Below are 25,659 nucleotides of genomic sequence, written 5' to 3' on the forward strand. Positions count from 1 at the left end.
GGGGGGACACGCGTGGGACGGCCGGATCAGGCCCCGGCGTCAGCTGCAGCCGCTGGTGGAGCCGCAGCCCTCGCACAGGTAGCAGCTGCCCGCGCGGCGCATCTTCGTGCCGCAGGAGAAGCAGAGCGGGGCGTCGGCGTTGAGGCCGAGCTGGATCTCCAGCAGCTCCGTCGAGTTGTGGGCGGTCTTCGGCACCGGGGTCACCGCAGCGGGCTCGGCCTCGGGCGTGGCCGCGGCGGCCGGCTTGGGCGCCTCCGTCTGGCGCGGGGCGGACTGCGCCAGACCCTCGACGTCGACCTCCTCGGCGGCGGGCTCGTAGGAACCCGTGTCGAGGTGGCGCTGGCGCTCGCCGGCGGAGTGGATGCCGAGGGCGGAGCGGGTCTCGAAGGGCAGGAAGTCCAGCGCCAGGCGGCGGAAGATGTAGTCGACGATCGACTGCGCCATCCGCACGTCCGGGTCGTCCGTGAGACCGGCCGGCTCGAAGCGCATGTTGGTGAACTTCGAGACGTAGGTCTCCAGCGGCACGCCGTACTGCAGGCCCACCGAGACGGCGATGGAGAAGGCGTCCATCATGCCCGCGAGGGTCGAGCCCTGCTTGGACATCTTCAGGAAGACCTCGCCGAGACCGTCGTCCGGGTAGGAGTTGGCGGTCATGTAGCCCTCGGCGCCGCCCACCGTGAAGGAGGTGGTGATCCCCGGGCGGCCCTTGGGGAGCCGGCGGCGGACCGGGCGGTACTCGACGACCTTCTCGACCGCGGCGGGGGCGGTCGCCGGCGCCTGCTCGGCCTTCTTCTCGTCATCCTTCTTCTTGGCGGAGAGCGGCTGGCCGACCTTGCAGTTGTCGCGGTAGATCGCGAGCGCCTTCAGGTCGAGCTTCCAGCCCTGGTAGTAGATCTCCTCGATCTCCTCGACGGTCGCCGACTCGGGCATGTTGACCGTCTTGGAGATGGCGCCGGACAGGAACGGCTGGGTCGCGGCCATCATCCGGACGTGGCCCATCGGCGCGATGGAGCGCTCGCCCATGGCGCAGTCGAAGACCTCGTAGTGCTCGGGCTTCAGGCTGGGCGCGTCGATCACGCTGCCGTGCTCGGAGATGTGGGCGACGATCGCCTCGATCTGCTCCTGCTGGTAGCCGAGGCGGTGCAGGGCCTGCGGGACCGTGTTGTTCACGATCTGCATGGAGCCGCCGCCGACCAGCTTCTTGAACTTGACCAGGGCGAGGTCGGGCTCGATCCCGGTGGTGTCGCAGTCCATCATCAGGCCGATGGTGCCGGTCGGGGCCAGCAGGGAGGCCTGGGCGTTGCGGAATCCGTTCTTCTCGCCGAGGCGCAGGACGTCCTGCCAGGCCTCGGTGGCCGCGGCCCAGACCGGGCTGTCCAGGTCGTCCATCCGCGTGGCGACGGCGTTGGCGTCGGAGTGCTGCTTCATGACGCGCTTGTGGGCCGTGGCGTTGCGGGCGTAGCCGTCGTACGGGCCGACGACCGCGGCGAGCTCCGCGGAACGCTTGTAGGAGGTGCCGGTCATCAGGGAGGTGATGGCACCGGCGAGCGCGCGGCCGCCCTCGGAGTCGTAGGCGTGGCCGGTCGCCATGAGCAGCGCGCCGAGGTTGGCGTAGCCGACGCCCAGCTGGCGGAAGGCGCGGGTGGTCTCGCCGATCTTCTGGGTCGGGAAGTCCGCGAAGGAGATGGAGATGTCCATCGCGGTGATGACGAGCTCGACGACCTTGGCGAAGCGCACGGCGTCGAAGCGCTGGTTGCCCTTGCCGTCGTCGTCGAGGAACTTCATCAGGTTGAGCGAGGCGAGGTTGCAGGACGAGTTGTCCAGGTGCATGTACTCGCTGCAGGGGTTGGACGCGGTGATGCGGCCGGTCTCCGGCGTGGTGTGCCAGTGGTTGATGACGTCGTCGTACTGGATGCCGGGGTCGGCGCAGGCCCAAGCGGCCTCGGCCAGCCTGCGGAAGAGGGCCTTGGCGTCGACCTCCTCGATGACCTCGCCGGTCATCCGGGCGCGCAGCCCGAACTTGCCGCCGTTCTCGTACGCCTTCATGAACTCTTCGTTCACGCGGACGGAGTTGTTGGCGTTCTGGTACTGGACGGACGCGATGTCGTCGCCGCCCAGGTCCATGTCGAAGCCCGCGTCGCGCAGGGCGCGGATCTTCTCCTCCTCCTTCACCTTGGTCTCGATGAAGGCCTCGACGTCCGGGTGGTCGACGTCCAGGACGACCATCTTGGCCGCCCGGCGGGTGGCGCCGCCGGACTTGATGGTGCCGGCGGAGGCGTCGGCGCCGCGCATGAAGGAGACGGGGCCGGAGGCGTTGCCGCCGGAGGAGAGCAGCTCCTTGGAGGAGCGGATGCGGGAGAGGTTCAGGCCGGCGCCGGAGCCGCCCTTGAAGATCATCCCCTCTTCCTTGTACCAGTCGAGGATGGACTCCATGGAGTCGTCGACCGAGAGGATGAAGCACGCCGAGACCTGCTGCGGCTGGGCGGTGCCGACGTTGAACCAGACCGGCGAGTTGAAGCTGAATACCTGGTGGAGCAGGGCCCAGGTGAGCTCGTGCTCGAAGATCTCCGCGTCGGCGGGCGACACGAAGTAGCCGTGGTCCTCGCCGGCCTTGCGGTACGTCGTGACCACGCGGTCGATCAGCTGGCGGAGGCTGCTCTCACGCTGCGGGGAGCCGACGGCACCGCGGAAGTACTTGCTGGTGACGATGTTGACCGCGTTCACCGACCAGGAGTCGGGGAACTCCACGCCGCGCTGCTCGAAGTTGATCGAGCCGTCGCGCCAGTTGGTCATGACGACGTCACGGCGTTCCCAGACCACCTCGTCGTAGGGGTGCGTCCCCGGGGTGGTGTGGATGCGCTCGATGCGCAGGCCCTTGGCGGCGGGGGCCGCCGCGGCCGCCTTGCCGGCCTTGGCTCGGGAACCCCGTGCCGGGCCGCTCGTCGTCTCTGTCATGTGCCGCCTCCCATTACAGGCATTACAGGTAAAACGCCCTGAAGCGCCGCGGTCTTCCCGCGTCTGTGTCTCTCACGGCCGGTACACCCCCAGGTGCCCGGCAAGTCTGGTGCCGGTGCGCCGCCGCTATGGCGCGGCGACGGTGGCGGTGGGGACGGCTCCGTCCCGGTCCCGCCCTCCGGTGTCGCCCGGCGGCCCCTGGTCGCGCAGCTCGGTGATCGCCGCCTCGAAGTCCTCGAGCGAGTCGAAGGCCCGGTAGACCGAGGCGAACCGCAGGTAGGCGACCAGGTCCAGGTCCTTCAGCGGGCCGAGTATGGCCAGTCCGACGTCGTGGGTCGACAGCTCGGCGCTGCCCGTGGCTCGTACCGCCTCCTCGACGCGCTGCCCGAGCTGGGCGAGGGCGTCCTCGGTGACGGGCCGGCCCTGGCAGGCCTTGCGGACCCCGGCGATGACCTTGTTGCGGCTGAAGGGTTCGGTGACCCCGCTGCGCTTGATCACCATCAGCGAGGCCGTCTCCACGGTGGTGAAACGGCGGCCGCAGTCGGGACACTGCCGGCGACGGCGGATCGAGGTGCCGTCGTCGGTGGTCCGGCTGTCGACGACGCGACTGTCGGGGTGTCGGCAGAAGGGGCAGTGCATCGTTTCCCTCTCCCTCCCTCACCCACGGTGAGCGCACGACTTCTGAGCCCGAGGGGCCGGTGACGGCCCCGCGAAGCAGCCACAAGCATAGGCGATCCGGAAGGGCTTGATGACCCGGGGACCACTACTTGTGGGGGCTGCACACCATCCAACCACTAGATCTGGTGGCGTGGTGGCTATATGCGCCCATCACACGGACCGCGTGTCGCGGCCCGCCGACGGGACGGGAGCCTACGCGACGCGGCGCCTCCCGGGAGAGTCGGGGCGCGAGTGGAACACTGGGTGTACGGATCGTCACGGCTCGCGCATCATGGAACCGGGCGAGGGGACGGGGACGCCGGCGCAATACCGGCCCGGGGAAACGGCGTTCGGATCCCGAGGATCCCGAATGCCGAACGAATTCGAAATTACATTCGATCAATACCATCTACACCTTGATCGCGTCAGTGGATCCATGCAAATTCACTCGAACGTGTGTTTGGCGCAACCTTTCGAAAGCAACTACCGTTGTCCTACTAGGGAGAACATCTCGAGAGGGGCCGCCGTGACCACCACCGCCGACAGCGCCGCATTGACCGCCCATGACCGCCCCCAGGACCGGGTACGCCCGATGGAAGCGATGAACGACGAGACGCCAAAGCCCGCGCGAGCGCTACCCGGACGACCTCCAGGAATCCGGGCGGACAGCTCCGGACTCACCGACCGCCAAAGGCGCGTCATCGAGGTGATCCGGGATTCCGTCCAGCGGCGCGGATACCCGCCGTCCATGCGCGAGATCGGCCAGGCCGTCGGGCTGTCGAGCACCTCGTCGGTCGCCCATCAGCTCATGGCCCTGGAGCGCAAGGGATTCCTCCGGCGCGACCCGCACCGCCCCCGGGCGTACGAGGTGCGCGCCTCCGACTCCACGCAGGCGCAGCCCACGGACACCGCGGGCAAGCCGTCCGCGTCGTACGTCCCTCTGGTGGGCCGGATCGCCGCCGGCGGCCCGATCCTCGCCGAGGAGTCCGTCGAGGACGTGTTCCCGCTCCCCCGCCAGCTGGTGGGCGACGGTGAGCTGTTCGTTCTGAAGGTCGTCGGCGATTCGATGATCGAGGCCGCCATCTGCGACGGCGACTGGGTGACCGTGCGCCGTCAGCCGGTCGCGGAGAACGGCGACATCGTCGCGGCGATGATCGAGGGAGAGGCCACGGTCAAGCGCTTCAAGCGCGAGGACGGGCATGTGTGGCTGATGCCCCACAACGCCGCGTACCAGCCCATCCCTGGGGACGAGGCGACCATCCTCGGCAAGGTGGTGGCGGTGCTGCGCCGGGTCTGACCCAGGACCCGCCCGTGACCGGGCCCCGGGACCTCTGCGCCGGTTCCGGGGCCCCGTTGTGTGCCGGGGGCTGCTCCTGCTGTGCTGCCGGGGTGCCCGGCGGTGTCACTCGGCCGCCGGGGCGGCGGCGTCGATGGCGGCCAGCGAGCGGCGGACCTGGTTGCGGTCGGTCGTCTGCCAGAAGTCCGGCATCGAGGCCTTGATGAAGCTGCCGTAGCGTGCCGTGACCAGCCGGGGGTCGAGCACTGCGACGACCCCGCGGTCCCCGGAGGCCCGCACCAGCCGGCCGGCACCCTGGGCCATCAGCAGGGCCGCGTGCGTGGCGGCGACCGCCATGAAGCCGTTGCCGCCCTTCTCCTCCACCGCCTTCTGCCGTGCGCTCATCAGCGGGTCGTCGGGGCGGGGGAACGGGATCCGGTCCATGACCACCAACTGGCAGTTCGGACCGGGCACGTCCACGCCCTGCCAGAGCGAGAGGGTGCCGAACAGGCAGGTGCGGGCGTCCGAGGCGAAGCGGCGGATCAGCTCGCCCAGGGTCTCCTCGCCCTGCAGCAGGATCGGGTGGTCGATACGGCCGCGCAGCGCCTCGGCTGCGGCCTGGGCCGCACGCATGGACGAGAACAGCCCGAGTGTGCGGCCGCCCGCGGCCTCGATCAGTTCGGCGAGCTCGTCAAGCATGTCCTCGCGGCCGCTGTCCCGGCCGGGCTGCGACAGATGACGGGCGACGTAGAGGATGCCCTGCTTGGGGTAGTCGAAGGGCGAGCCGACGTCGAGGCCCTTCCAGACCGGCGGCTCCTCCTCACCCTCGGCGACCACGGTGCCCTCGGGGGCCAGCCCGAGCGAGGCCGCGACCCCGTTGAAGTCGGCGCCCAGCCGGAGCGTGGCGGAGGTCAGGACGACGGAGCGCTCGGTGAACAGCTTCTCCCGCAGCAGCCCGGAGACGCTGAGCGGGGCGACCCGCAGCGAGGCGCCGAAGCGGTCGTGGCGCTCGTACCAGACGACGTCGTACTCGGAGCCCTCGACGATGCGCTCGGCGACCTCGTGGACGTTCTCCGTGGCGGCGAGGGCCATCTTCCGCACGGCGTCCTCGTCCTGCACGGAGCGGTCACGGGTCTCGCCGAGCGAGGTGATGACCTGGCGGCAGGCGTCGCGCAGCGCCATCAGGGCGTAGCGGAGATCCTCGGGCAGCTCCTCGAGACGCCCGGGGAGGGCGAGTTCCATGAGCCGCTCGAAGCCCTCCGACGCGCTCATCAGGGCGTCGGCGGCCTTCTCGTTGACCAGCTTCGCCGCGAGCTTCACGGTCCGGTTGACCCGGCCGGGGGTGAGCTCGCCGGTGGCGACGCCGGTGACGCGGGAGACCAGTTCGTGGGCCTCGTCGACGACGAGCACCTCGTGGGAGGGCAGAACGGGCGCACCTTCGAGGGCGTCGATGGCCAGCAGCGCGTGGTTGGTGACGACGACGTCGGCGAGCTTGGCGCGCTCGCGCGCCGCCTCCGCGAAGCACTCGGCGCCGTACGCGCAGCGCGAGGCCCCCAGGCACTCGCGGGAGGTCACCGAGATCTGCTGCCAGGCGCGGTCGGAGACGCCGGGGGTCAGGTCGTCGCGGTCGCCGTTCTCCGTCTCGTCCGACCAGTCGCGCAGCCGGAGCAGGTCCTGGCCGAGCTTGCTGGTCGGCGCGGCGGCCTCGAACTGGTCGAAGAGCCCGTCGCCCTCGTCCTGCGGCACGCCCTCGTGGAGCCGGTGCAGGCACAGGTAGTTGGAGCGGCCCTTGAGCATCGCGAACTGCGGCTCGCGGCGCAGCAGCGGCTGCAGCGCGTCGACCGTGCGCGGCAGGTCGCGCTCGACGAGCTGGCGCTGCAGGGCCAGGGTCGCGGTGGCGACCACCACACGCTCTCCATGGGCCAGCGCGGGCACCAGGTAGCCGAGCGACTTGCCGGTGCCGGTGCCGGCCTGGACGAGCAGGTGGGAGCCGTTGTCCACGGCTTCGGCGACGGCTTCGGCCATGGCGACCTGGCCGGGCCGCTCCACCCCGCCGACCGCGGTGACGGCGGCGTGGAGGAGGTCGGTGAGGGCGGGCTTCGAGGGCTGTGTCATAGGGGGTCCAGCCTACGGGGCGGCACCGACAACGCGGTCGCCACCACCGTCCACGAGCCGGTCCCCCCGCGGGACCGGCGGGTCACAGGACGTGACGCAGTACGCGGTCGCGGACCAGCAGCGCGGCCCGCTTGCCGGGCAGCTCGACCTCCGCCGAGAAGCGGAAGCCCGCGGCGAGGAAGGCGGCCACGGACGGGGTGTTGCGCAGGTCCGGCTCGGCGATCACCCGGGTGCAGCGGGGGCGCCGGCGCAGGGCGTGGTCGGCGACGGCCCGCAGCAGGGTGCCGCCGAGACCGCGGGCCCGGTCGGCGACGGGCCCGATGAGCAGGTGGAGCCCGGTGTCGTGGGGGCGGGCCGGGTAGTAGCGGGCCAGCGGGTCGAGGTCGGCGCGGTAGACCTCCCAGTAGCTCATGGGCACCCCGTCCAGGACCCCGACGCAGGGCATGCTGCGCCCGTCGCCGTCGAGCTGGGCGCGCAGGTGCCGCTCGGCGACCTCGGGCCGGCCCGCGAGCTCCCAGAACTCCGCGACGGCCGGGTCGTTCATCCAGCGGGCGATGACGGGGAGGTCGCGCTCGGGGCGTACGGGGACGAGCTGGAAGGTGCCCGCGGGGGTGCCGACCGGGCCCCAGTCGGCGACGCCGTCGAGGAGGTCGTCGAGCGGGGTCGCGCCGCCGGCGCGGTCGTCGGCGGTGACGTCCTCGTCGAAGAGGGCGCGGACTTCGGGGGGCAGTTCGAGGTCGAGGGTGTCGTCGGCGTTCTCGTCGCAGGGGTCCCGGGGGTCGGCGGTCGCCGCCGGGGAGGCTGGGGCGCGGGTGGGGTCGGCGGTCGCCACGGTGGTCGCGGCCTCCTCTGGTCAGGCGGTGAGCGGGTTGGGGACGGTGACGTAGACGGACTGGGTGTCGACGGGGCCGACCAGCTCGTCGATCCCGTGCAGCCGGGTGAGGAGATTGGCCTTGCAGCGCAGCAGGGGTTCCTCCAGCAGCCGCGCGGGCAGGCCGGAGCGGCCGCTGCGGGCGGCCTGTGCCAGGAAGCGGCGGAGGGCGGCGAGGAGCACCCGTTCGTCGGCGAGGCGCTGGGAGCCGAGGGCGCCGACGAGGCCGAGGACGTTGTTGACGCCGAGGTAGTAGGCGAAGCGCTCGTCCGCGACGGCGTCGGCCACGAAGGTGTCGCTGCGGTCGCCGGCTCCGGGCAGCAGGGCGGTGAGGCCGGCGCGCGCGGACTCGCGGAAGTAGTAGCCCTGGTTGTCGCGGTAGCGGCCGCCGGACGGCCAGCCGTCGGCGTCGAGGACGACCAGGGTGTTCTGCTGGTGGGCCTCCAGGGCGATTCCCGCCTCGCCGTCGAGCCACAGGACGGGACGGACCACGGCGTCGAGGTAGCGCAGGAACCACTCGGTGGCCACGGCCGCCACCGGTCGTCCGGTACGGGACGCGAGCCGGGCCAGCAGTTCGGCGAGCCGGGACCGCAGGGCGCCGCCGTCCGGGGCTGGGCGGGGGGCGGTGAGGCCGGCGAGGCAGCGCACCTCGTCGCGGGGGCCGAAGGGGTTGTGCCGCAGGACGACGTCGAGGCCGGGTACGGGGACGCCGGCGGCGGTGCCGACGGCCAGCCAGGCGGGGTCGCGGACGACGTCGAACCCGGGGTGGGCGGCGTGCCAGCGCGCGGCGAGGCCCGCCCGGAGCAGCCGGTGCACCTCGACGCCGCGGTGGAGCTCCTTGCGGAGGTTCTCGCGGCGGGAGTTGGTGATCCGCAGGGCCAGCGAGAGCTTGAGCATCGCGGGGGCGCCGGGCCGGTACACGGTGCGCAGCGAGGACGTGGGGTGCCAGGGGTCGCCGGCGGCCCCGAGGTCGTGGAGGAGTCCGGCCTCCAGCAGTGCCCGCACCCCGGGGCGGTGGGCGACCTCGCGGGCCTGCCAGGGGTGGAGCGGGAGCGCCACGGTGCCCGCGGGGAGCCGCCGGACGAGTTCCGGTCCGGCGAGGGCCGCCAGCAGGTGCTCGGCGGGGACGGGGCGGCCACGTTCGGTCCAGGCGGAGTCGGTGGCCAGGAGGGAGCGGTGTACGGACAGCCAGTGCAGGGCGAAGGCCCCGCGCAGCTCCGGGGCGTACACCGCTGCCTCGGCCTCGGTGAGTCCTTCGCGGCCCTTGGGCGCGGGGTGCAGCGGGTGGCCCAGGACGAGGGCCTGCTCTGCGTCGAGGAAGGGGTCGGTGCCGTGGGGGGCGGCGGGGCGGGCGCGGCGGGCGGCGAGGAACGCGGCGGTCTGGCGTACGGAGTCGGCGACGCGCGCGACGAGGCCGGGACCGTCCGGGCCGGTCGCGGCGGCCTCCCGGGCGAGCAGCGCGGCAAGGGTGACGGCGTCCAGCGGGGCGCCTCCGGCGGCGGGCCGCGGGGCGCCGAAGCGGTGGTGGCCGACGGCGGACCGGTGGTGGACCGGGACGAGGAGTTCGGTGCCGCTCGCGGGGAGCGGCACACGCAGGGTGCGGCCGTCCGGCTCGGGAGGCAGCCCCGTCTCACGGACCCAGCAGCGCAGCAGGGCCTCCGTGCCCGCGGCGTCGGCGGCGGCCCACGGATCCGCCTGCTCCAGCGGGTCGGCGCCGGGCGACGGGTCGGGCGGCGCCGGCGGCCCGGCGTGGCCCGCCGGTTCGGCACGGCCCGGCAGCGCGGTGCGGCCCTGCGGTTCGGCCGCGGCGGCGCGCTGCTGGGGGACGGCCACGGTGGCTTCTTCGCCGGGACGTACGGTCATCGCTTCGCTCCGTGAGGGGTCGGCGTCCGGTGGGATCCGCCCCGGAACGGGGCCGGTGGGCGCAAGGTCACGCCCGGACCGCCGCCGCCGCGGCAAGGGCGTCGGCGAGGCGGTCCAGGACGGCTTCTGACTGTTCTTCGGTGATCGTCAGCGGGGGCAGCAGCCGGATCACGCTGCCGTCGCGGCCGCCGAGTTCGACGATGAGCCCGCGGTCGAGGGCGGCCCTGCGGACGGCCGCCGCGAGGCGGGGCGCGGTCGGGGGGACGGCCCGGGGTCCGGTGGCCGCGTCCGGGTCGACGAGTTCGACGCCGAGCATGAGGCCGCGGCCGCGGACGTCGCCGACGCATGGGTGCTCCGCGGCCAGGCCCCGCAGCCGGGCGAGCATACGGTCCCCGAGCAGGGCGGCACGCTCGGCGAGGCCGTTGCGCCGCACATAGGCGAGGGTGGCGGTGCCCGCGGCCATGGCGAGCTGGTTGCCGCGGAAGGTGCCCGCGTGGGCGCCGGGCTGCCAGCAGTCGAGTTCCTCGCGGTAGACGATGACGGCGAGCGGGAGGCTGCCGCCGATCGCCTTGGAGAGGACCATCACGTCGGGGACGATGCCGCTGTGCTCGACGGCCCAGAAGGTCCCGGTGCGCCCCACACCGGTCTGCACCTCGTCGGCGATGAGCGGGATGCCGCGGGCGGCGGTCAGTTCGCGCATCCGCCGCAGCCAGGTGTCGGGGGCGGGGATGACACCGCCCTCGCCCTGGACGGGTTCGAGGAGCATGCCCGCGGGGGGCTGGATGCCGCCCTTGGGGTCGTCGAGCAGGCTCTCAGTCAGCCGGGCGGAGAGCTCGGCGCCGTCTTCACCGCCGATGCCGAACGGGCAGCGGTAGTCGTACGGGTAGGGGAGCCGGGTGACCCGCGCGTCGGCGGTCCCCGCCGCGCCGCGGACGGCGGTGTCGCCCGTGGCGGCGAGGGCGGCGGCGGTCATGCCGTGGTAGCCCCCGGAGAAGGCGAGCAGTCCGCCGCGGCCGGTGGCGGTGCGGACGAGCTTGAGGGCGGCCTCGACGGCGTCGGTGCCGGCCGGGCCGCAGAACTGGATGCGTCCGTGCCGGGCGAGTCGAGGCGGCAGCGTCTCGAAGAGGGCGGTGGTGAAGGCGTCCTTGACCGGGGTCGCGAGGTCCAGGACGTGGAGTGGGGCGCCGGAGTCGAGGACCGCGCGGATGGCCTCGAGGACGACGGGGTGGTTGTGGCCGAGGGCCAGGGTGCCGGCGCCGGAGAGGCAGTCGAGGTAGCGGCGGCCGTCGGCGCCCTCGATGGTCATGCCGCGGGCCCGCACGGGGACGACGGGCAGCGAGCGGGCGTAGGTGCGGGCGGCGGACTCGCGCTGGGACTGGCGCCGCAGGATGCCCTCGGTGTCGTCGGACTCGCCCTCGTGCGCCGCCGGTCGGCACCTCGCGCTCGGCATGGCGGCCACGTGCTCACTCCTCGGTGTCGGCGCTTGCGTTCCCGGAGCTACCAACGAGGCACGCGCTTACCGGCAACTGCCTGGGGCCGAGATCCTGGCGAGGAACCGTCGGCGCGGCGTCCGCCGTCCTCTCCTCGAGGGCACGGTGAGGGATCGCCCTCGAGCGGGCAGACGACGTGTTGACGACGTGTTGACAACAGGGGGACCACAACCCATGGCACCGATAAGCCGGTTGGCCGCGGCCGCCGTCGCCGCGGCACTGCTCGCCGTGACCGCGACGGCCTGCGGCCCGTCCGACGACAACGCCGACGCCAAGCCGAGCCCGACGCCCACCGCGTCGTCCGGCGACGGCGGCCTCCAACTGCCGACCGCCCTCCCGACCAGCCTCGACGACCTGGACAAGTGGGCCGACGCGCTGAAGAACGGCGGCTGGAAGAACTGGGACAAGGACAAGTGGCTGCGCGACGCGGCCGACTTCATCAACCCCGTCATCAAGGACCTCTGGGACGCCGACCGGCTCCGCAACGCCGACGGGACCCCGGATGACGAGCAACGACCCGATCTGCGGCAGGCGGACGACGGCACCACCGACCCGGAGCCCGCCGCGATCCGGGCGCAGCGCCTTGCGACCCCGTACCACGAGGCCTCCCCGGCCACGGGCAAGCTGCTCTTCGACATGCCCGACGGCCAGGCGGTCTGCTCGGCCACGGTGGTGAGCGACCCGGCGAACCCGGGCCGCAGCGACCTGGTGTGGACGGCGGGCCACTGCGTGCACGCGGGCGCCCAGGGCGGGTGGTACCGCAACATCGTCTTCGTGCCGTCCTTCAACGACACGGGCCTGAGCGGCGCCGCGCTGCGCAGTGCCGGCAAGGAGCAGCTCGCTCCCTACGGCACCTGGTGGGCGACGAAGGCGGGGACCTCCCAGCAGTGGATCGACGGGGGCGGGGAGTCCTCGGAGACGAGTTCCGCCTACCCCTACGACTTCGCGGTGCTGAAGGTGACCAACCCGGACTCGGACAAGTCGCTGGAGGAGACGGTCGGGGCCTCGGTGCCGGTCTGGTTCGACGCGCCCACCTCGGCCGGCATCGACTCCATGGACATCCGCGGCTACCCGGCGGCGGCCCCCTTCGACGGCTTCGGCTACCAGCAGTACCACTGCTCGGGCGACCCGGTCCGGCTCGCCCTGGACTCGGCGGCGCCGACGATGCACTGGCTGGGCTGCACCATGACGGCGGGCTCGTCCGGCGGCGGCTGGTTCGCCCGGCAGCCCGGCGGAGAACAGGCCCTGGTCAGCAACACCTCGATCGGTCCGCAGGACGGCCCCCGCTGGCTGGCGGGACCGCACCTGGGTTCCGAGGCCGAGGAGGTGTTCGACGCCGTCCGCGGCTGACACGGCCACCGGACGCCGGAAGGGCCCCCCCCGCGCGGGGGAGGGCCCTTCCGGTACCTACCGGGGATACCGGACTAGCGGCGCGCGGCCAGCGCGAACGGCTCGAGGTCCGCCGCGAGCTCGTCGTGCACCCGCGCCTTGAGCAGGGTGCCCTCGCCGGTGTGCTCCTCGGAGAGCACCTCGCCGTCCGCATGGACGCGGGCGACGAGCTCACCGCGCGTGTACGGCACCAGGGCCTCGATCTCGACGGCGGGCCGCGGCAGCGCGTCGTCGATCATGCCGAGCAGCTCCGCGATGCCCCGCCCGGTGCGGGCGGAGACGGCGATGGAGTGCTTCTCGCGGCGCAGCAGGGACTGCAGCAGCACCGGGTCGGCGGCGTCCGCCTTGTTGATCACCACGATCTCCGGCACGTTGAGCGCGCCGACGTCGCGGAAGACCTCGCGCACCGCGGCGAGCTGCTCGTCCGGGTTGGGGTGCGAGCCGTCCACCACGTGCACGATGAGGTCGGCCTCGGCGACCTCCTCCATGGTGGAGCGGAACGCCTCGACCAGGTGGTGCGGCAGGTGCCGCACAAAGCCGACGGTGTCCGCCAGCGTGTAGAGCCGCCCGCTCGGGGTCTCCGCCCGGCGCACGGTCGGGTCGAGGGTGGCGAACAGCGCGTTCTCCACCAGGACGCCCGCTCCGGTGAGCCGGTTGAGGAGCGAGGACTTGCCGGCGTTGGTGTAGCCGGCGATCGCGACCGAGGGCACCTTGTGGCGCTTGCGTTCCTGGCGCTTCAGGTCGCGGCTGGTCTTCATCTCCGCGATCTCCCGGCGCATCTTGGCCATCTTCTCGCGGATGCGCCGACGGTCGGTCTCGATCTTGGTCTCACCGGGACCGCGGGTGGCCATGCCGCCGCCCGAGGAGCCGGAGCCACCGCCACCCATCTGCCGGGAGAGCGACTGGCCCCAGCCGCGCAGCCGCGGCAGCATGTACTGCATCTGCGCGAGCGAGACCTGGGCCTTGCCCTCACGGCTCTTGGCGTGCTGGGCGAAGATGTCGAGGATCAGCGCGGTGCGGTCGACGACCTTGACCTTGACGACGTCCTCGAGGTGGATGAGCTGGCCGGGGCTGAGCTCACCGTCGCAGACGACGGTGTCGGCACCGCTCTCCATGACGATGTCGCGCAGTTCCTGGGCCTTGCCGGAACCGATGTAGGTCGCTGGGTCCGGCTTGTCGCGGCGCTGGATGACACCGTCCAGAACGAGGGCGCCGGCGGTCTCGGCGAGGGCGGCGAGCTCCGCGAGGGAGTTCTCGGCGTCCTGCACCGTGCCGTCCGTCCAGACCCCGACGAGCACGACCCGCTCCAGGCGGAGCTGGCGGTACTCGACCTCGGTGATGTCCTCGAGCTCGGTGGAGAGGCCGACGACCCGTCGCAGCGACGCACGGTCGGAGCGGTCGAACTGGTCGCCGTCACGCTCTCCGTCGATCTCGTGACTCCAGGCGACGTCCTCTTCCATCAGGGCGTCGGCCCGAAGGCTCTCGGGGAGGCGCTGGCGGCTGCGGGCAGGAGAAGCAGAAGAAGAGGAGGAAGAGGAGGTCATTGGATCCTTTGCTCGGATGGTCGACGGGAACGGGGAGCACTCGGCCCCTCGTACGGTGACAACGTCCCGCGGGCCCGGAGGATTCCCCAGGTCCGGGCGCGCCGTCGTCGCCGTAGTTAGATGGTCGCACGCCCCTCGCCGCCGGGTCACGCGACTTTCCCCGCCTCACGCCGGTGCGCGTGGCCGTGCACCGGTTTGGCGGGCACGGAGCGCTTCCAGTCGGGGTGGCCGGGCATCGGCGGCGTGGTGGGCCCGTAGAGCCAGGCGTGCAGGAAGCCGCCCAGGTCGCGGCCGGCGACGGCGGAGGCGAGAGCGATGAAGTCACGGGTGGAGGCGACCCCGTCGCGGTGGCGGGCCACCCAGGCGCGCTCCAGCCGCTGGAAGGCGTCGGCGCCCATCTCCTGGCGCAGGGCGTACAGCACGAGCGCCCCGCCGAAGTAGACGTTGCCGCGGAAGATGCCGAGCTTGCCGTCGCTGCCGGGCGGCTTGGGGGCGGCGGCCGGGCCGCCGTCGCGACGCAGGCGCGCGTCGGCGCCGTAGGCGGCCTTGGCGAGCTGCTCCAGCGTGAGCTCCCGGTAGTGCTCGGCGGCGTAGCGCCACTGGTACCAGGTGGCGTGCCCCTCGTTGAGCCACAGGTCGGACCAGGTCGCGGGCGAGACGCTGTCGCCGAACCACTGGTGGGCCAGCTCGTGCACCATCACCGGCGCCGCGTCGGCCTCCCGGCTCAGCAGCACCCGCCGCTCGAAGAGCGAGAGGGTCTGGGTCTCCAACTCGAAGCCGGTGACGGTGTCGGCGCTGAGGATGCCGTACGTCTCGAGGGGGAACGGGCCGACCTGCTGCTCCATCCACGCGATCTGCCCGGCGGTCATCTCCAGGCGCTTCTCGAGCTTGGCCCGGTCCGGGTCGGCGGTGCCGACGACGTCCCGCAGCGGGAGGCCGCCAGGGCCGGTGCGGCGCAGGACGGTGGAGCGGCCGACGGACACCTGGGCGAGCTCGGTGGCCATCACGTGGACGGTGCGGTAGTTCCAGGTCGTCACGGGGCCCTTGCGGACGGCCGTCTCGGGCAGGCCGTTGGCGACGACGGTGAGGTCGTTCGGCGCGGTGACGTGGAAGGCGAAGCGGGCCTTGTCCGAGGGGTGGTCGTTGCAGGGGAAGACGGTGTGGGCCGCGGCGGCCTGGTTGGCCATGGCCAGGCCGTCCTTGGTGCGGATCCACCCGGTGTCGCCCTTGGCCGCGGGGTCGCTGGTGTGGACGACGGTCACCCGCAGGCGGTCGCCGCGGGGGACGGGGACGGCGGGGGTGACGACCAGTTCCTCGCGCCAGGTGCGGAACGCCGCCCGGCGACCGTTGACCTCGACGGAGCGGACGTCGCCGCGGAAGTCGAGGTGGAAGCGGTTCAGGGTGTCCGTGGCGAGGGCGTCGACCCGGGTCACGGCGTCCAGCGGCCGGTCGTTGCCGCGGTAGGTGAACGAGATGTCGTAGTCGTGGACGTCGTACCCGGGGTTGCCGAGTTCGGGGTAGAGCCGGTCACCGAGCCCTACGGGCGTCGTGTCACCGGGCAGTCCGGCCGCGGTGAGCGCCGCCACGGCCGCCGCGGTGACGGTGGCACGGCGCGCAAAGGATCCGATCATGGGATACGGCTATCAGCGCACCGTGCCCGCCGGGCGGCGACGCGTGGGCACCCCACCCGATCGGGTACTCCTCTACGGCTGCGCGGCGGCCACGGCCTCCTGGGCGCGGTACACGTCGTACACACCGGGCACGGCGCGCATCGCGCGCATGAGGGCGGGCAGCGCTCCCGGGTCGGGCAGTTCGACGGTGTAGGTGTGGCGTACGCGGTGCTCCTGGGGCGGCTCCACGGCGGCGTAGACGATGGCCACGCCCTCGGTGGCGATCACCTCGGTGAGGTCGGCGAGCAGCCGGGGCCGGCCGAGCGCCTCGGCGTACAGGGTGGCCCGGTGACCGGTGACGGGGGCGTCGGAGCGCCACTGGACGGCGACCTGGGCACGGCCGGAGGCGGCCATGCGCGCGGCGACGGGACACTCGCTGCGGTGCACGGCGACGGTGCCGCCGCGGATGGGGAAGCCGGTGATCCCGTCGGGCGGCACGGGGGTGCAGCAGCGGGCCATGCGCACGGCGGCACCGGGCGGGTCGGTGTCCGCGAGCGGTTCGGCGGCCCTGCGGGCGGCCGTGGCGGCGGCGCGGACGGCGGGTGCGGCCGGCTCCTCCTCGTCGGTGGCCACCGGATGGGCCTCCAGCCAGCGGGCGATGGCGATCCGGGCGGCCGGGGTGCGGGCGTGCTCCAGCCACTCGGGCGAGGGCCCGTATCCGTCCGCGTCCCCGTCGGCGCCCTCGGTCATCAGCAATTGGACGGTGTCGCCGTCCCGCAGCACGGTGCCGAGCGGTGCGAGCCGTCCGTTGACGCGCACCCCGACGCAGGCGTGGGCGCCCTCGCCGTGCAGTGCGTACGCCGCGTCGGTGCACGTGGCGCCGTCGGGCAGGCCCACGGTGCCGCCGTCGGCGGAGAAGACGGTGACCTCGCGGTCCTGGGCGAGTTCGTCGCGCAGGGTGCTCCAGAAGAAGTCCGGGTCGGGGGCCTCGCGCTGCCACTCCAGCAGCCGGGCGAGCCAGCCGGGGCGCGTGGGGTCGACGCGCTCGCCCTCGTCGCACTCCGCGGTCTCGGCGGTGGCGTACGGGTTGCCGAGCGCGATGACCCCGGCCTCGGCGACGTGGTGCATCTGCCGTGTGCGGATGAGGACTTCGGCCACGCGTCCGTCGCCGTCGCGGATGGCGGTGTGCAGCGACTGGTAGAGGTTGAACTTGGGCGCCGCGATGAAGTCCTTGAACTCCGCGATGACGGGGGTGAAACAGGTGTGCAGTTCGCCGAGGACGGCGTAGCAGTCGGCGTCCTCGGCGACCTGGATCAGCACCCGGCCGAAGTCGCTGCCGCCGGGCAGCGCGCCGCCGCGCTTGAGCCGGACCCGGTGCACGGAGACCACGTGCCGGGGCCGCACCTCGACCTCGGAGCTGATGCCGGCCTCGCGGAGCACCCTGCGGACGTCCTCGGCGACGGCGCCCAGCGGATCGGGCAGGGCGGCGTGCTCCAGGATCAGTTCGGTGGTGCGGAGGTAGTCCTCGGGGTGGAGGATGGCGAAGACCAGGTCCTCCAGTTCGGTCTTCAGCGCCTGGACGCCGAGGCGTTCGGCGAGCGGGATCAGCACGTCCCGGGTGACCTTGGCGATGCGGGCCTGCTTCTCGGGCCGCATGACGCCGAGGGTGCGCATGTTGTGCAGCCGGTCGGCGAGCTTGATCGACATGACGCGGACATCGTTGCCGGTGGCGACGAGCATCTTGCGGAAGGTCTCCGGCTCGGCGGCGGCGCCGTAGTCGACCTTCTCCAGTTTGGTGACGCCGTCGACGAGGAAGCGGACCTCCTCGCCGAACTCCTCCCGTACCTGATCGAGCGTCACCTCGGTGTCCTCGACGGTGTCGTGGAGCAGTGAGGCGGTCAACGTCGTCGTCTCCGCGCCGAGTTCGGCCAGGAGCAGGGTCACGGCGAGCGGGTGCGTGATGTACGGCTCGCCGCTCTTGCGCATCTGCCCGCGGTGCGAGGACTCGGCGAGCACGTACGCCTTGCGCAGGATGGCGAGGTCCGCGCCGGGATGCCGGGTGCGGTGCACCTTGGCGATGTGCTCGATGGACTCGGGGAGCCGGCCCGCGCGGCCGCCGGGGCCCAGCAGGGCCGCACGTCCCATCCGGCGCAGGTCCGCGGCCCGGGGGATGCGCCTGCGTCCTGCGGCGCCCGGGGCGGTCTCCACTGCGTTGTCCGGTCTCATGCGGCACCTCCGGCAGCGTCACCCACCGGCGGGATGGCTTCCGTGCCGGTGCTTGATGCTACCGAGCCCATCACGTGCCGCTGCCACGCTCTCGCCCAGCGTGATCGGCATCACCCGTTCGAGCGAATACCGGGCCCTTGGAGCGGGTATCCTCAGCCGCCGTCGCCGAGCCAGGCCGGATCGATGACGCCCTCGGCGACGATGACGGCGGGGCCGGTCATCTCGACCGTCCCGTCGGGACGTTCGGTGATCACCAGGGTGCCGCCCGGCAGATCGACCCGGTACGTCTCGGGACGGCCGGTCACGGCCGGGTCGCGGCCGTCGCGCCGGGCCGCGGCGACCATGACGGCGCAGGCCCCGGTACCGCAGGAGCGGGTCTCGCCGGAGCCGCGCTCGTGGACCCGCATGGCGACGTGGCGGTCGCCGCGGTCGACGACGAACTCCACGTTCACGCCGTCCGGGTAGGCCGCGGCGGGCGCCCATGCCGGTGCGTCCAGCAGCTTGCCGGCGTCGGCGAGGTCGTCGACGAAGGCGACGGCGTGCGGGTTGCCCATGTTCACGTTGCGGGCGGGCCAGCTGCGCTCGCCGACCGCGACCTCCACCCCGCCGGTGGGGAGCGCGGCACGGCCCATGTCGACGGTGATGTCGCCGTCCTTGTCGATGTGCACCCGGCGCACGCCCGCGCGGGTCGCCACGGCGAGGTCGCCCGCGCCGGTGAGCCCGGCGCGCAGGAGGTAGTGGGCGAAGACGCGTACGCCGTTGCCGCACATCTCCGCGATGCTGCCGTCGCTGTTGCGGTAGTCCATGAACCACTCGGCCTCGGCGGCCACGGCGGCGGCCTCCGGGTGCTTCGCCGACCGCACGACCCGCAGCACCCCGTCGCCGCCGATCCCGGCGCGGCGGTCGCACAGGCGCGCGACGGCCGCCGGGGTCAGGTCGAGCGCCCCGTCGGGGTCGGGGATGATCACGAAGTCGTTCTCCGTGCCGTGCCCCTTGAGGAAGGGCAGGCCCTGCGGTGCTGCGCTGGTCATGCGCCGAGTCTACGGGTCAGCGCAGACGGGCGACCCGCCAGAAGGCGAGCAGCGCCAGCACCACCGTGATCGCCGCGTACAGCGCCACGAAGCGCCAGTCCGGACGGCGGCCGGAACCGCGGGCCGGCAGCCCCGGCCAGGTGTAGCCGACCCGGCGGGCGGCCATGATCCCCCAGCCCGCGGAGCAGCAGCCCAGCAGGAGGCCGAGCATCGCGACGACGGCGCCGCCGTCACCGGTCTCGAAGGCCAGCGGGAAGGCGAACATGAGCGAGCCGAGCACGCCGAGGGCGACGATCGGGGCGATCTGCCACGCGCGCAGGCGCCGCTCGGGACGCAGCTCGCGGAAGGACTGCTCCTCCTCAGCGAGGGTCTGCTCGTCCAGCGGGTCCTCCAGGGGGCCGTCGACCACGAGCCGGTCGCGCGGCTCGAGCTCCTCGCCTGAGGCGCGCTCGGTGTGATCCGGCTGTGGTCCGTTGCGAGGGCCGGCCTCCATCGCCACGCGCCCTCCCAAGAAGTCCGACACCGTAGCTCCGATGCTCGATGATGGCACGGGCGAAGAGGCGTCAAGTGCCGCTGAGGCGTCCCGATGCCATCACGTGATCAGGCTGTGACCGCCCGACCTGGCGGGGCCGACAAGGGCGAGCGCCTGGGTCACCAGTTCCTGTCCGCGGCCGCTGAGCCACTGGACGCGGCGGTCCCTGCGGAACCACGAATCCTGGCGGCGTGCGAAGCGCTTGGTGGCGCGCACGGTCTCGGCGCGCGCCTCCGCTTCGGTGCACTCCCCGGCCAGCGCGGCCAGCACCTGCTGGTAGCCGAGCGCCCGGGAGGCCGTGCGCCCCTCGCGCAGGCCGGCCCTCTCCAGGGCGGTCACCTCGCCGATCAGTCCGGCCTCCCACATGCGGTCGACGCGCAGCGTGATCCGTTCGTCGAGTTCCGGGCGGGGGACGTCGACGCCGATCTGGACGGTGTCGTACACGGAGTCGGGACCGGGCAGGTTCGCGGTGAAGGGGCGGCCGGTGATCTCCACGACCTCCAGCGCGCGGACGATCCGCCGGCCGTTGCCGGGCAGGATCACGCGGGCCGCCTCCGGGTCCACGGCCGCCAGGCGGGCGTGCAGCAGGCCGGAGCCGAGCGTGTCGAGCTCCGCCTCCAGCCGGGCCCGCACCTGCGGGTCGGTGCCGGGGAACTCCAGGGCGTCGATGGCGGCGCGCACGTAGAGCCCGGAGCCGCCGACGAGCACGGGGGTGCGCCCGGCGGCCAGCAGCCGGTCGATCTCGGCGCGGGCCAGGCGCTGGTACTCGGCGACGCTGGCGGCCAGGGTGACGTCCCATATGTCGAGCAGGTGGTGCGGCACGTCCTGCCGCTCGCCCTCGGTGAGCTTGGCGGTGCCGATGTCCATGCCCCGGTAGAGCTGCATGGAATCCGCGTTGACCACCTCTCCGCCGAGGGCCTGGGCAAGGGCGACACCGAGGTCGGACTTGCCGGCCGCGGTGGGGCCGACGACGGCGATCACGTGGGGGACGTCGTTTCTCACGTGTACAGTTTCGCAAATTCCGGCGGCGCGGTTTCACCTGTGGACGAGTAAGATCGTTACGGGAAAAGGGTCATTTCCGACAAAGGCATCCATGGGAGACGGTGACGCATGAGCCTCAAGGACACGCTGAAGGCCAAGGCCGAGCACGCCAGGGCCAGGGCCGGCGCCAAGGCCGGCGACTTCGTGGAGCAGCACGGCGAGGCGATCGGCTCCCGGCTGGACAAGGTCGCGCACACGGTCGACGAGAAGACCAAGCACAAGTACAGCGGAAAGATCCACAAGGGCGTGGACAAGACGAAGGACGCCATGGAGCACCTGAAGGACGGCGGCTCCAAGGACACGCCCTGAGGACGGTCCGGGCCCCGGGACCCGCCCCTGCTACGACCAGGCCGCCACGAAGTAGCCGACTCCGTACGGCGCCTGGTAGTACAGCAGGTCGCCGCTGAGCCCGGCGCCGTCGGCCGCTCCGGCGAGCACCTGCCAGGGGGCGCGTCCGGCCGCACCCAGTTCGGTCGCCAGCGGCGCGTCCAGGGCTGCCAGCGCCTTGGTGTCCGCGGCGCCCAGGGCGCGCGCCACGGAGGCGTCGAAGGGCTCGGCGCGCTCGTCGAGGTAGCCGGGCGCCTTGAGCGTACGGCAGGTGCTGCCGTCGCCCATGACGAGCAGCGCCACCCGGTCGGCCAGCTCCGCCAGGCCCTGCCCCAGCTCCAGCATCCTGGCCGCCGGCGCGGACGCGGGCACCCCGGCGGCGTGCAGCGGCGCGGTCGAGCCGGCCCGCGTCAGGAGCCAGGCCGCGAGTGTCAGCGACGGGGCCAGGGGCTCGGGGTCGCTGCCGTCGCCCAGCCGCACCGCGAGGTTCACGCCGTAGGGGCGCAGTGAGCCCGTGCCACCGCCCTCCCAGACGTGCGCGGAGTCCGCGGCGCCCACCACCACGAGCAGATCGGGGCGCGCAGCGGCCAGCACGCCCAGGGCGTCCGCGCAGGCGGCGCGCAGCGGGTCCAGTTCCGGCGCCGCGCCCGACGCGACGTCGGGCACGAGCAGCGGCGGACAGGGGCAGACGGCGGCGGCGACCAGCATGATCGGAACCCTACCGTCCGCCGTCTCAGAAGCCCTCGGGCACGCGGTCCAAGGGTTCGGCCATGGCGGCGACCTTCGGGTCCTTGCTGTCGCGGACCAGTTCGGCGACCGTGAAACGGCAGATGTAGGTCGTCGTCACACCCTCGTTGACCTGGACGAAGCCCTCCCCCGAGCGGTACAGCCAGCTGCGCCGCACGGTGAACGGCTTGCTCGGCCGGTAGGCAAGCGCGGCCTCCTCCAGCCTGCGCAGCGCCTCCTCGCGGGTGCCGTCGGCGTGGCCGAGGAGCTCGAACTCCCAGCGCCTGGCGTCGCCGCTGCCCACGGTCTCCTCGGCGAAGAGCCCCCAACGAGCCATCCGTGCCCCCCCTGTCCCCGCGTCCCCGCGGTCCCCGCTCCGTCAGTCGCAGCCGCAGCCCGGCGCGGCCGCCGCCGGTGCCGGCACGGGCGCGCCGATCGTCGGCAGGCCCAGCATGACACCCGCGGGCTTGGCCGCCGCGGCCGAGGTGCGCCGCTCCCAGGCGTCGCCCGCCGCGGTGCGGCGGACGCCGAACGCCGGGTGCTCGGCGAGCAGGTGGTGCGGTGCGGCGTAGCTGATCTCCGCCATCACCACGTCGCCGGGACGGACCGGCTCGGCGGGCGGCGCGAAGTGCACCAGGCGGTTGTCGGGGGCGCGGCCGGACAGGCGCCGCGTGGCGTCGTCCTTGCGGCCCTCGCCCTCGGCGACCAGCACCTCCAGGGTGCGGCCGACCTGCTTCTTGTTCTCCGCCCAGGAGATCTCCTCCTGGAGCGCGACCAGCCGCTCGTAGCGCTCCTGGACGACCGCCTTCGGCACCTGCCCCTCCATCTCGGCGGCGGGCGTGCCCGGACGCTTGGAGTACTGGAAGGTGTAGGCCTGCGCGAAGCGCGCCTCGCGCACCACGTGCAGCGTCTGCTCGAAGTCCTCCTCGGTCTCGCCGGGGAAGCCCACGATGATGTCGGTGGAGATGGCGGCGTCGGGCATCGCGGCGCGCACCTTCTCGATGATGCCGAGGTAACGGTCCTGCCGGTACGAGCGGCGCATCGCGCGCAGTACGGCGTCGGAGCCGGACTGCAGCGGCATGTGCAGCTGGTGCATCGCGTTCGGGGTCTCGGCCATGGCCGCGATCACGTCGTCGGTGAAGTCGCGCGGGTGGGGCGAGGTGAAGCGGACCCGCTCCAGGCCGTCGATCTTCCCGCAGGCGCGCAGCAGCTTGCTGAAGGCCTCGCGGTCGCCGATGTCGGAGCCGTAGGCGTTGACGTTCTGGCCGAGCAGGGTGACCTCGATGACGCCCTCGGCGACCAGCGCCTCGACCTCGGCGAGGACGTCGCCGGGACGGCGGTCCTTCTCCTTGCCGCGCAGCGCGGGGACGATGCAGAAGGTGCAGGTGTTGTTGCAGCCGACCGAGATCGACACCCACGCCGCGTAGGCCGACTCGCGCCGGGTCGGCAGCGTGGACGGGAAGGTCTCCAGCGACTCGGCGATCTCGACCTGCGCCTCTTCGGCGATCCGCGCGCGCTCCAGCAGCACCGGGAGGCTGCCGATGTTGTGGGTACCGAAGACGACGTCGACCCAGGGGGCCTTCTTGACGATGGTGTCCCGGTCCTTCTGCGCCAGGCAGCCGCCGACGGCGATCTGCATGCCGGGCCGGGCGGCCTTCTGCGGCGCCAGGCGGCCGAGGTTGCCGTAGAGGCGGTTGTCGGCGTTCTCCCGGACCGCGCAGGTGTTGAAGACGACAACATCTGCGGACACCGAGCCGTCCTCGCCCTTGGGCGCGCGGACGTAGCCGGCCGCCTCCAGGAGGCCTGCCAGCCGCTCGGAGTCGTGGACGTTCATCTGGCACCCGTAGGTGCGGATCTCGTAGCTCTTAACATCCTGCTCTTCACGCTGCACCCGTCCAGGGTAAGGGGCGCGTCGCACGCGCTCGTGACCGCGCCCGCCCCCGTGCGGGCGGGCACCGGACGGCACCGGGCGACGCCGGGCGGCACCCGCCGCGTCAGGTGGCGGGCGGCTCGGGGAGGAGGCGGTGGCCGTCCGCCCACGGGACGACGGTGCCCGCGGTGGGAGGCGGGAAGTGGGTGCCCAGCAGCAGGGTGTCCGTGCCCGCGTACCCGCCGAGCAGCGCGCGGCGGGTACGCACGGCCAGAGCCGGGTCGGAGTCCGCGGTGCTGGTGATCGCCGGGTCGGCGATCTGCACGGGGTGGTGGAAGCTGTCGCCGGTCACCAGTGCCGACCGGCCCGTGCCGCGCAGCTCGACCGCGACCTGCCCCGGGGTGTGCCCGGGCACCGGCAGGAGGCGGATCCCGGGGGCCGCCTCCACGGGGGCGCCGGTGACGTCGGCCACGTCGAGCAGTCCGGCGTCGCGGACCGGCAGCACCGAGTCGCGGAACACCTGCCGGTGGTCGTCGTCCAGGTCCGTGCCCGCCCAGTGGTCCCACTCGGCGCGGGTGACCAGGTAGCGGGCGCGGGGGAAGGCGGGCACCCAGGTGCCGCCGTCGTCGCGGGTGTTCCAGCCGACGTGGTCGGTGTGCAGGTGGGTGAGGATCACCAGGTCCACGGAGTCCGGCGGGAAACCCGCCTCCGCCAGGCGTCGCGGGTAGTCGGTGGCGAGACGGTGCCACGCGGGGTCGGACCGCGTCTTGCCGTTGCCGATCCCGGTGTCGACCAGGACGCGCAGGCCGCCGGCCGCCACGGCGAAGGTGTGGGTCGCCAGGCGGAGCGTGCCGTCGGCGGCGGCGAAGTCCGGACGCAGCCACGGCGCCCCCGCCACGACCCGCGGGGTGGCGGCGGGCAGCAGCCGCCGTCCGGTCCCCGGGGGCAGCGTGGTCTCGTCGACGCGGTGCACGACGAGGTCGCCCACCGTCCAGGTCACCGAGCGTGCCATGCGGGCCTCCCTTCGGCGGGGCGCGCCCTGGGATGAGTGTTCCCCGTGGGGCGGACCTGAACGTCCGGGAGCCGCCGGCCGCGGGACGGCGCTGGCCAGTGCGGCGCCGGGCCTGGCACTATCGCGGGGATGGAGCTCCCCCGTATCGGCAGACGCCGGGCCGTGCAGGCCGTGCTGGCGGTGGCGGCGGCGGTCGCGCTGCTGCTGTGGTGGGTGCTGCCCTCCGACGGGCCGTCGTACCCGAAGGACAGGGTCGACTTCGCCACCGGTGTGCGCAACGGCGTGTACGACACGTACGGGAAGCGGCTCCAGCCCTATCTGCACACGGACCTGCCCGGGGTGCCGGTGCGCCTGGTGCGGTCCGAGGGGTCCGTGGACAACGTCCGGCGGGTGGCGACCGGCGAGGCCGATTTCGCGATCGCCGCGGCCGACGCCGTCGCGGACTACGACGGCCCGGGCGCGGGGCGGCTGCGGGCCTGCGCGCGGCTGTACGACGACTACATGCAGCTCGTGGTGCCCGCCGACTCCCCCGTGCGGTCGGCGAAGGACCTGCGCGGGCTGCGGGTGGGGATCGGCCAGCCCAGCTCCGGGGTGAACCTGATAGCGCAGCGGCTGCTCGAGGCCGCGGACCTCGGGGAGCCCGGCGACGTGCGGCGCCGGACGGTGGGCATCGACCGGGCGCCGGAGATGCTGCGCGAGGGGAAGCTGGACGCGTTCTTCTGGTCGGGCGGACTGCCGACCAAGACCATCGCGAACCTGGCGGAGACCACCGACGTGAAGCTGGTCCAGCTCGGCGACCTCGTGGCCCGGCTGCACGCCGAGAGCGAGGAGTCGGCGTACTACCGGCAGGCCGTCATGCCGGCTGACGCCTACCCGATGGTCCAGGGCGGCCGCGCGGTGCAGACGATCGCCGTGGCCAACCTGCTGATCACCACCGACCGGACGGACACCGGCCTGGTGGACCGCCTCACCCGGACCGTGATCGACAGCCGCGACCGGATCGGTCAGGAGGTGCACGCCGCCCAGCTGATGGACCTGCGGACGGCGGTCTTCACCGACCCCCTGCGGCTGCACGCGGGCGCCGAGCGCTACTACCGGTCCGTGAAGCCGTAGGTGCCATCGGC

20 protein-coding genes are annotated in these 25,659 nt (G+C 73.1%); 4 read left to right on the forward strand and 16 right to left on the reverse strand.

The annotated features are described in order from the left end of the window. Positions 1–39: 39 nt before the first annotated feature. Positions 40–2,955 (reverse strand): vitamin B12-dependent ribonucleotide reductase, encoded by a 2,916-nt coding sequence (locus OIE69_RS12640; RefSeq protein WP_326572082.1) that lies wholly within the window; start codon positions 2,953–2,955, stop codon positions 40–42. A gap of 126 nt (positions 2,956–3,081) precedes the next feature. Further along, positions 3,082–3,594, reverse strand: a complete 513-nt coding sequence (gene nrdR / locus OIE69_RS12645; protein WP_326572083.1) for a transcriptional regulator NrdR — start codon at positions 3,592–3,594, stop codon at positions 3,082–3,084. 544 nt (positions 3,595–4,138) lie between these two features. Here nrdR and lexA point away from each other — a divergent pair. Continuing rightward, entirely contained in the window at positions 4,139–4,909 is a 771-nt protein-coding gene (lexA, locus tag OIE69_RS12650; protein WP_026251503.1) for a transcriptional repressor LexA, read from the forward strand. A 105-nt stretch (positions 4,910–5,014) separates the two neighbouring features. Here the strand turns inward: lexA and OIE69_RS12655 are convergent, their stop codons facing one another. From OIE69_RS12655 to OIE69_RS12670, 4 genes are all read right to left on the reverse strand, one after another. Beyond that, a complete protein-coding gene (locus tag OIE69_RS12655) occupies positions 5,015–7,003 on the reverse strand; it encodes an ATP-dependent DNA helicase (protein WP_326572084.1) in 1,989 nt (662 codons plus the stop codon). Between the two features lie 82 nt (positions 7,004–7,085). Continuing rightward, positions 7,086–7,835: a GNAT family N-acetyltransferase gene (locus tag OIE69_RS12660; protein ID WP_326572085.1), complete on the reverse strand. Its 750-nt coding sequence runs from the start codon at positions 7,833–7,835 to the stop codon at positions 7,086–7,088. Positions 7,836–7,856: 21 nt separating this feature from the next. Next, a complete protein-coding gene (locus tag OIE69_RS12665) occupies positions 7,857–9,737 on the reverse strand; it encodes an IucA/IucC family protein (protein ID WP_326572086.1) in 1,881 nt (626 codons plus the stop codon). Positions 9,738–9,804: 67 nt separating this feature from the next. Next, on the reverse strand, positions 9,805–11,187 hold the full coding sequence (locus OIE69_RS12670; RefSeq protein WP_326581104.1) for a diaminobutyrate--2-oxoglutarate transaminase family protein: 1,383 nt from the start codon (positions 11,185–11,187) through the stop codon (positions 9,805–9,807). 214 nt (positions 11,188–11,401) lie between these two features. Here OIE69_RS12670 and OIE69_RS12675 point away from each other — a divergent pair, with 214 nt between their 5' ends. Continuing rightward, positions 11,402–12,577, forward strand: coding sequence for a trypsin-like serine peptidase (locus tag OIE69_RS12675; protein WP_326572087.1), 1,176 nt, complete (start codon positions 11,402–11,404; stop codon positions 12,575–12,577). A gap of 74 nt (positions 12,578–12,651) precedes the next feature. Here the strand turns inward: OIE69_RS12675 and hflX are convergent, their stop codons facing one another. The 6 genes from hflX to miaA form a co-directional block, all read right to left on the reverse strand. Then, the gene (gene hflX, locus OIE69_RS12680) at positions 12,652–14,160 is read right to left on the reverse strand and encodes a GTPase HflX (RefSeq protein WP_326572088.1); all 1,509 of its coding nucleotides are present in this window, start codon (positions 14,158–14,160) and stop codon (positions 12,652–12,654) included. A 146-nt stretch (positions 14,161–14,306) separates the two neighbouring features. Continuing rightward, positions 14,307–15,791 carry a M1 family metallopeptidase gene (locus OIE69_RS12685; protein WP_326572089.1) on the reverse strand — a complete coding sequence of 495 codons (1,485 nt, stop codon included), beginning with the start codon at positions 15,789–15,791 and terminating at the stop codon, positions 14,307–14,309. Positions 15,792–15,863: 72 nt separating this feature from the next. Further along, a complete protein-coding gene (locus OIE69_RS12690; RefSeq protein ID WP_326572090.1) occupies positions 15,864–17,996 on the reverse strand; it encodes a RelA/SpoT family protein in 2,133 nt (710 codons plus the stop codon). A gap of 152 nt (positions 17,997–18,148) precedes the next feature. Further along, positions 18,149–19,027 (reverse strand): diaminopimelate epimerase, encoded by an 879-nt coding sequence (gene dapF, locus OIE69_RS12695; protein ID WP_326572091.1) that lies wholly within the window; start codon positions 19,025–19,027, stop codon positions 18,149–18,151. Between the two features lie 16 nt (positions 19,028–19,043). After that, the gene (locus OIE69_RS12700; protein ID WP_179280130.1) at positions 19,044–19,520 is read right to left on the reverse strand and encodes a hypothetical protein; all 477 of its coding nucleotides are present in this window, start codon (positions 19,518–19,520) and stop codon (positions 19,044–19,046) included. Between the two features lie 99 nt (positions 19,521–19,619). Next, entirely contained in the window at positions 19,620–20,561 is a 942-nt protein-coding gene (miaA, locus tag OIE69_RS12705) for a tRNA (adenosine(37)-N6)-dimethylallyltransferase MiaA (protein ID WP_326572092.1), read from the reverse strand. Positions 20,562–20,669: 108 nt separating this feature from the next. Here miaA and OIE69_RS12710 point away from each other — a divergent pair, with 108 nt between their 5' ends. Continuing rightward, positions 20,670–20,909 carry an antitoxin gene (locus OIE69_RS12710; RefSeq protein ID WP_326572093.1) on the forward strand — a complete coding sequence of 80 codons (240 nt, stop codon included), beginning with the start codon at positions 20,670–20,672 and terminating at the stop codon, positions 20,907–20,909. A gap of 30 nt (positions 20,910–20,939) precedes the next feature. Here the strand turns inward: OIE69_RS12710 and OIE69_RS12715 are convergent, their stop codons facing one another. From OIE69_RS12715 to OIE69_RS12730, 4 genes are all read right to left on the reverse strand, one after another. Beyond that, positions 20,940–21,635: a class III extradiol dioxygenase subunit B-like domain-containing protein gene (locus OIE69_RS12715; protein WP_326572094.1), complete on the reverse strand. Its 696-nt coding sequence runs from the start codon at positions 21,633–21,635 to the stop codon at positions 20,940–20,942. 25 nt (positions 21,636–21,660) lie between these two features. Then, the gene (locus OIE69_RS12720) at positions 21,661–21,990 is read right to left on the reverse strand and encodes a hypothetical protein (protein WP_326572095.1); all 330 of its coding nucleotides are present in this window, start codon (positions 21,988–21,990) and stop codon (positions 21,661–21,663) included. Between the two features lie 42 nt (positions 21,991–22,032). After that, positions 22,033–23,544: a tRNA (N6-isopentenyl adenosine(37)-C2)-methylthiotransferase MiaB gene (gene miaB / locus OIE69_RS12725; protein WP_326572096.1), complete on the reverse strand. Its 1,512-nt coding sequence runs from the start codon at positions 23,542–23,544 to the stop codon at positions 22,033–22,035. A gap of 103 nt (positions 23,545–23,647) precedes the next feature. Continuing rightward, positions 23,648–24,535: an MBL fold metallo-hydrolase gene (locus OIE69_RS12730; RefSeq protein WP_326572097.1), complete on the reverse strand. Its 888-nt coding sequence runs from the start codon at positions 24,533–24,535 to the stop codon at positions 23,648–23,650. A gap of 129 nt (positions 24,536–24,664) precedes the next feature. Between OIE69_RS12730 and OIE69_RS12735 the strand changes: the two genes are divergently transcribed. Continuing rightward, positions 24,665–25,648 (forward strand): TAXI family TRAP transporter solute-binding subunit, encoded by a 984-nt coding sequence (locus OIE69_RS12735; protein WP_326572098.1) that lies wholly within the window; start codon positions 24,665–24,667, stop codon positions 25,646–25,648. The last annotated feature ends 11 nt before the right edge of the window (positions 25,649–25,659 follow it).

It is taken from the genome of Actinacidiphila glaucinigra (assembly GCF_035918135.1).
Lineage (GTDB): Bacteria > Actinomycetota > Actinomycetes > Streptomycetales > Streptomycetaceae > Actinacidiphila > Actinacidiphila glaucinigra.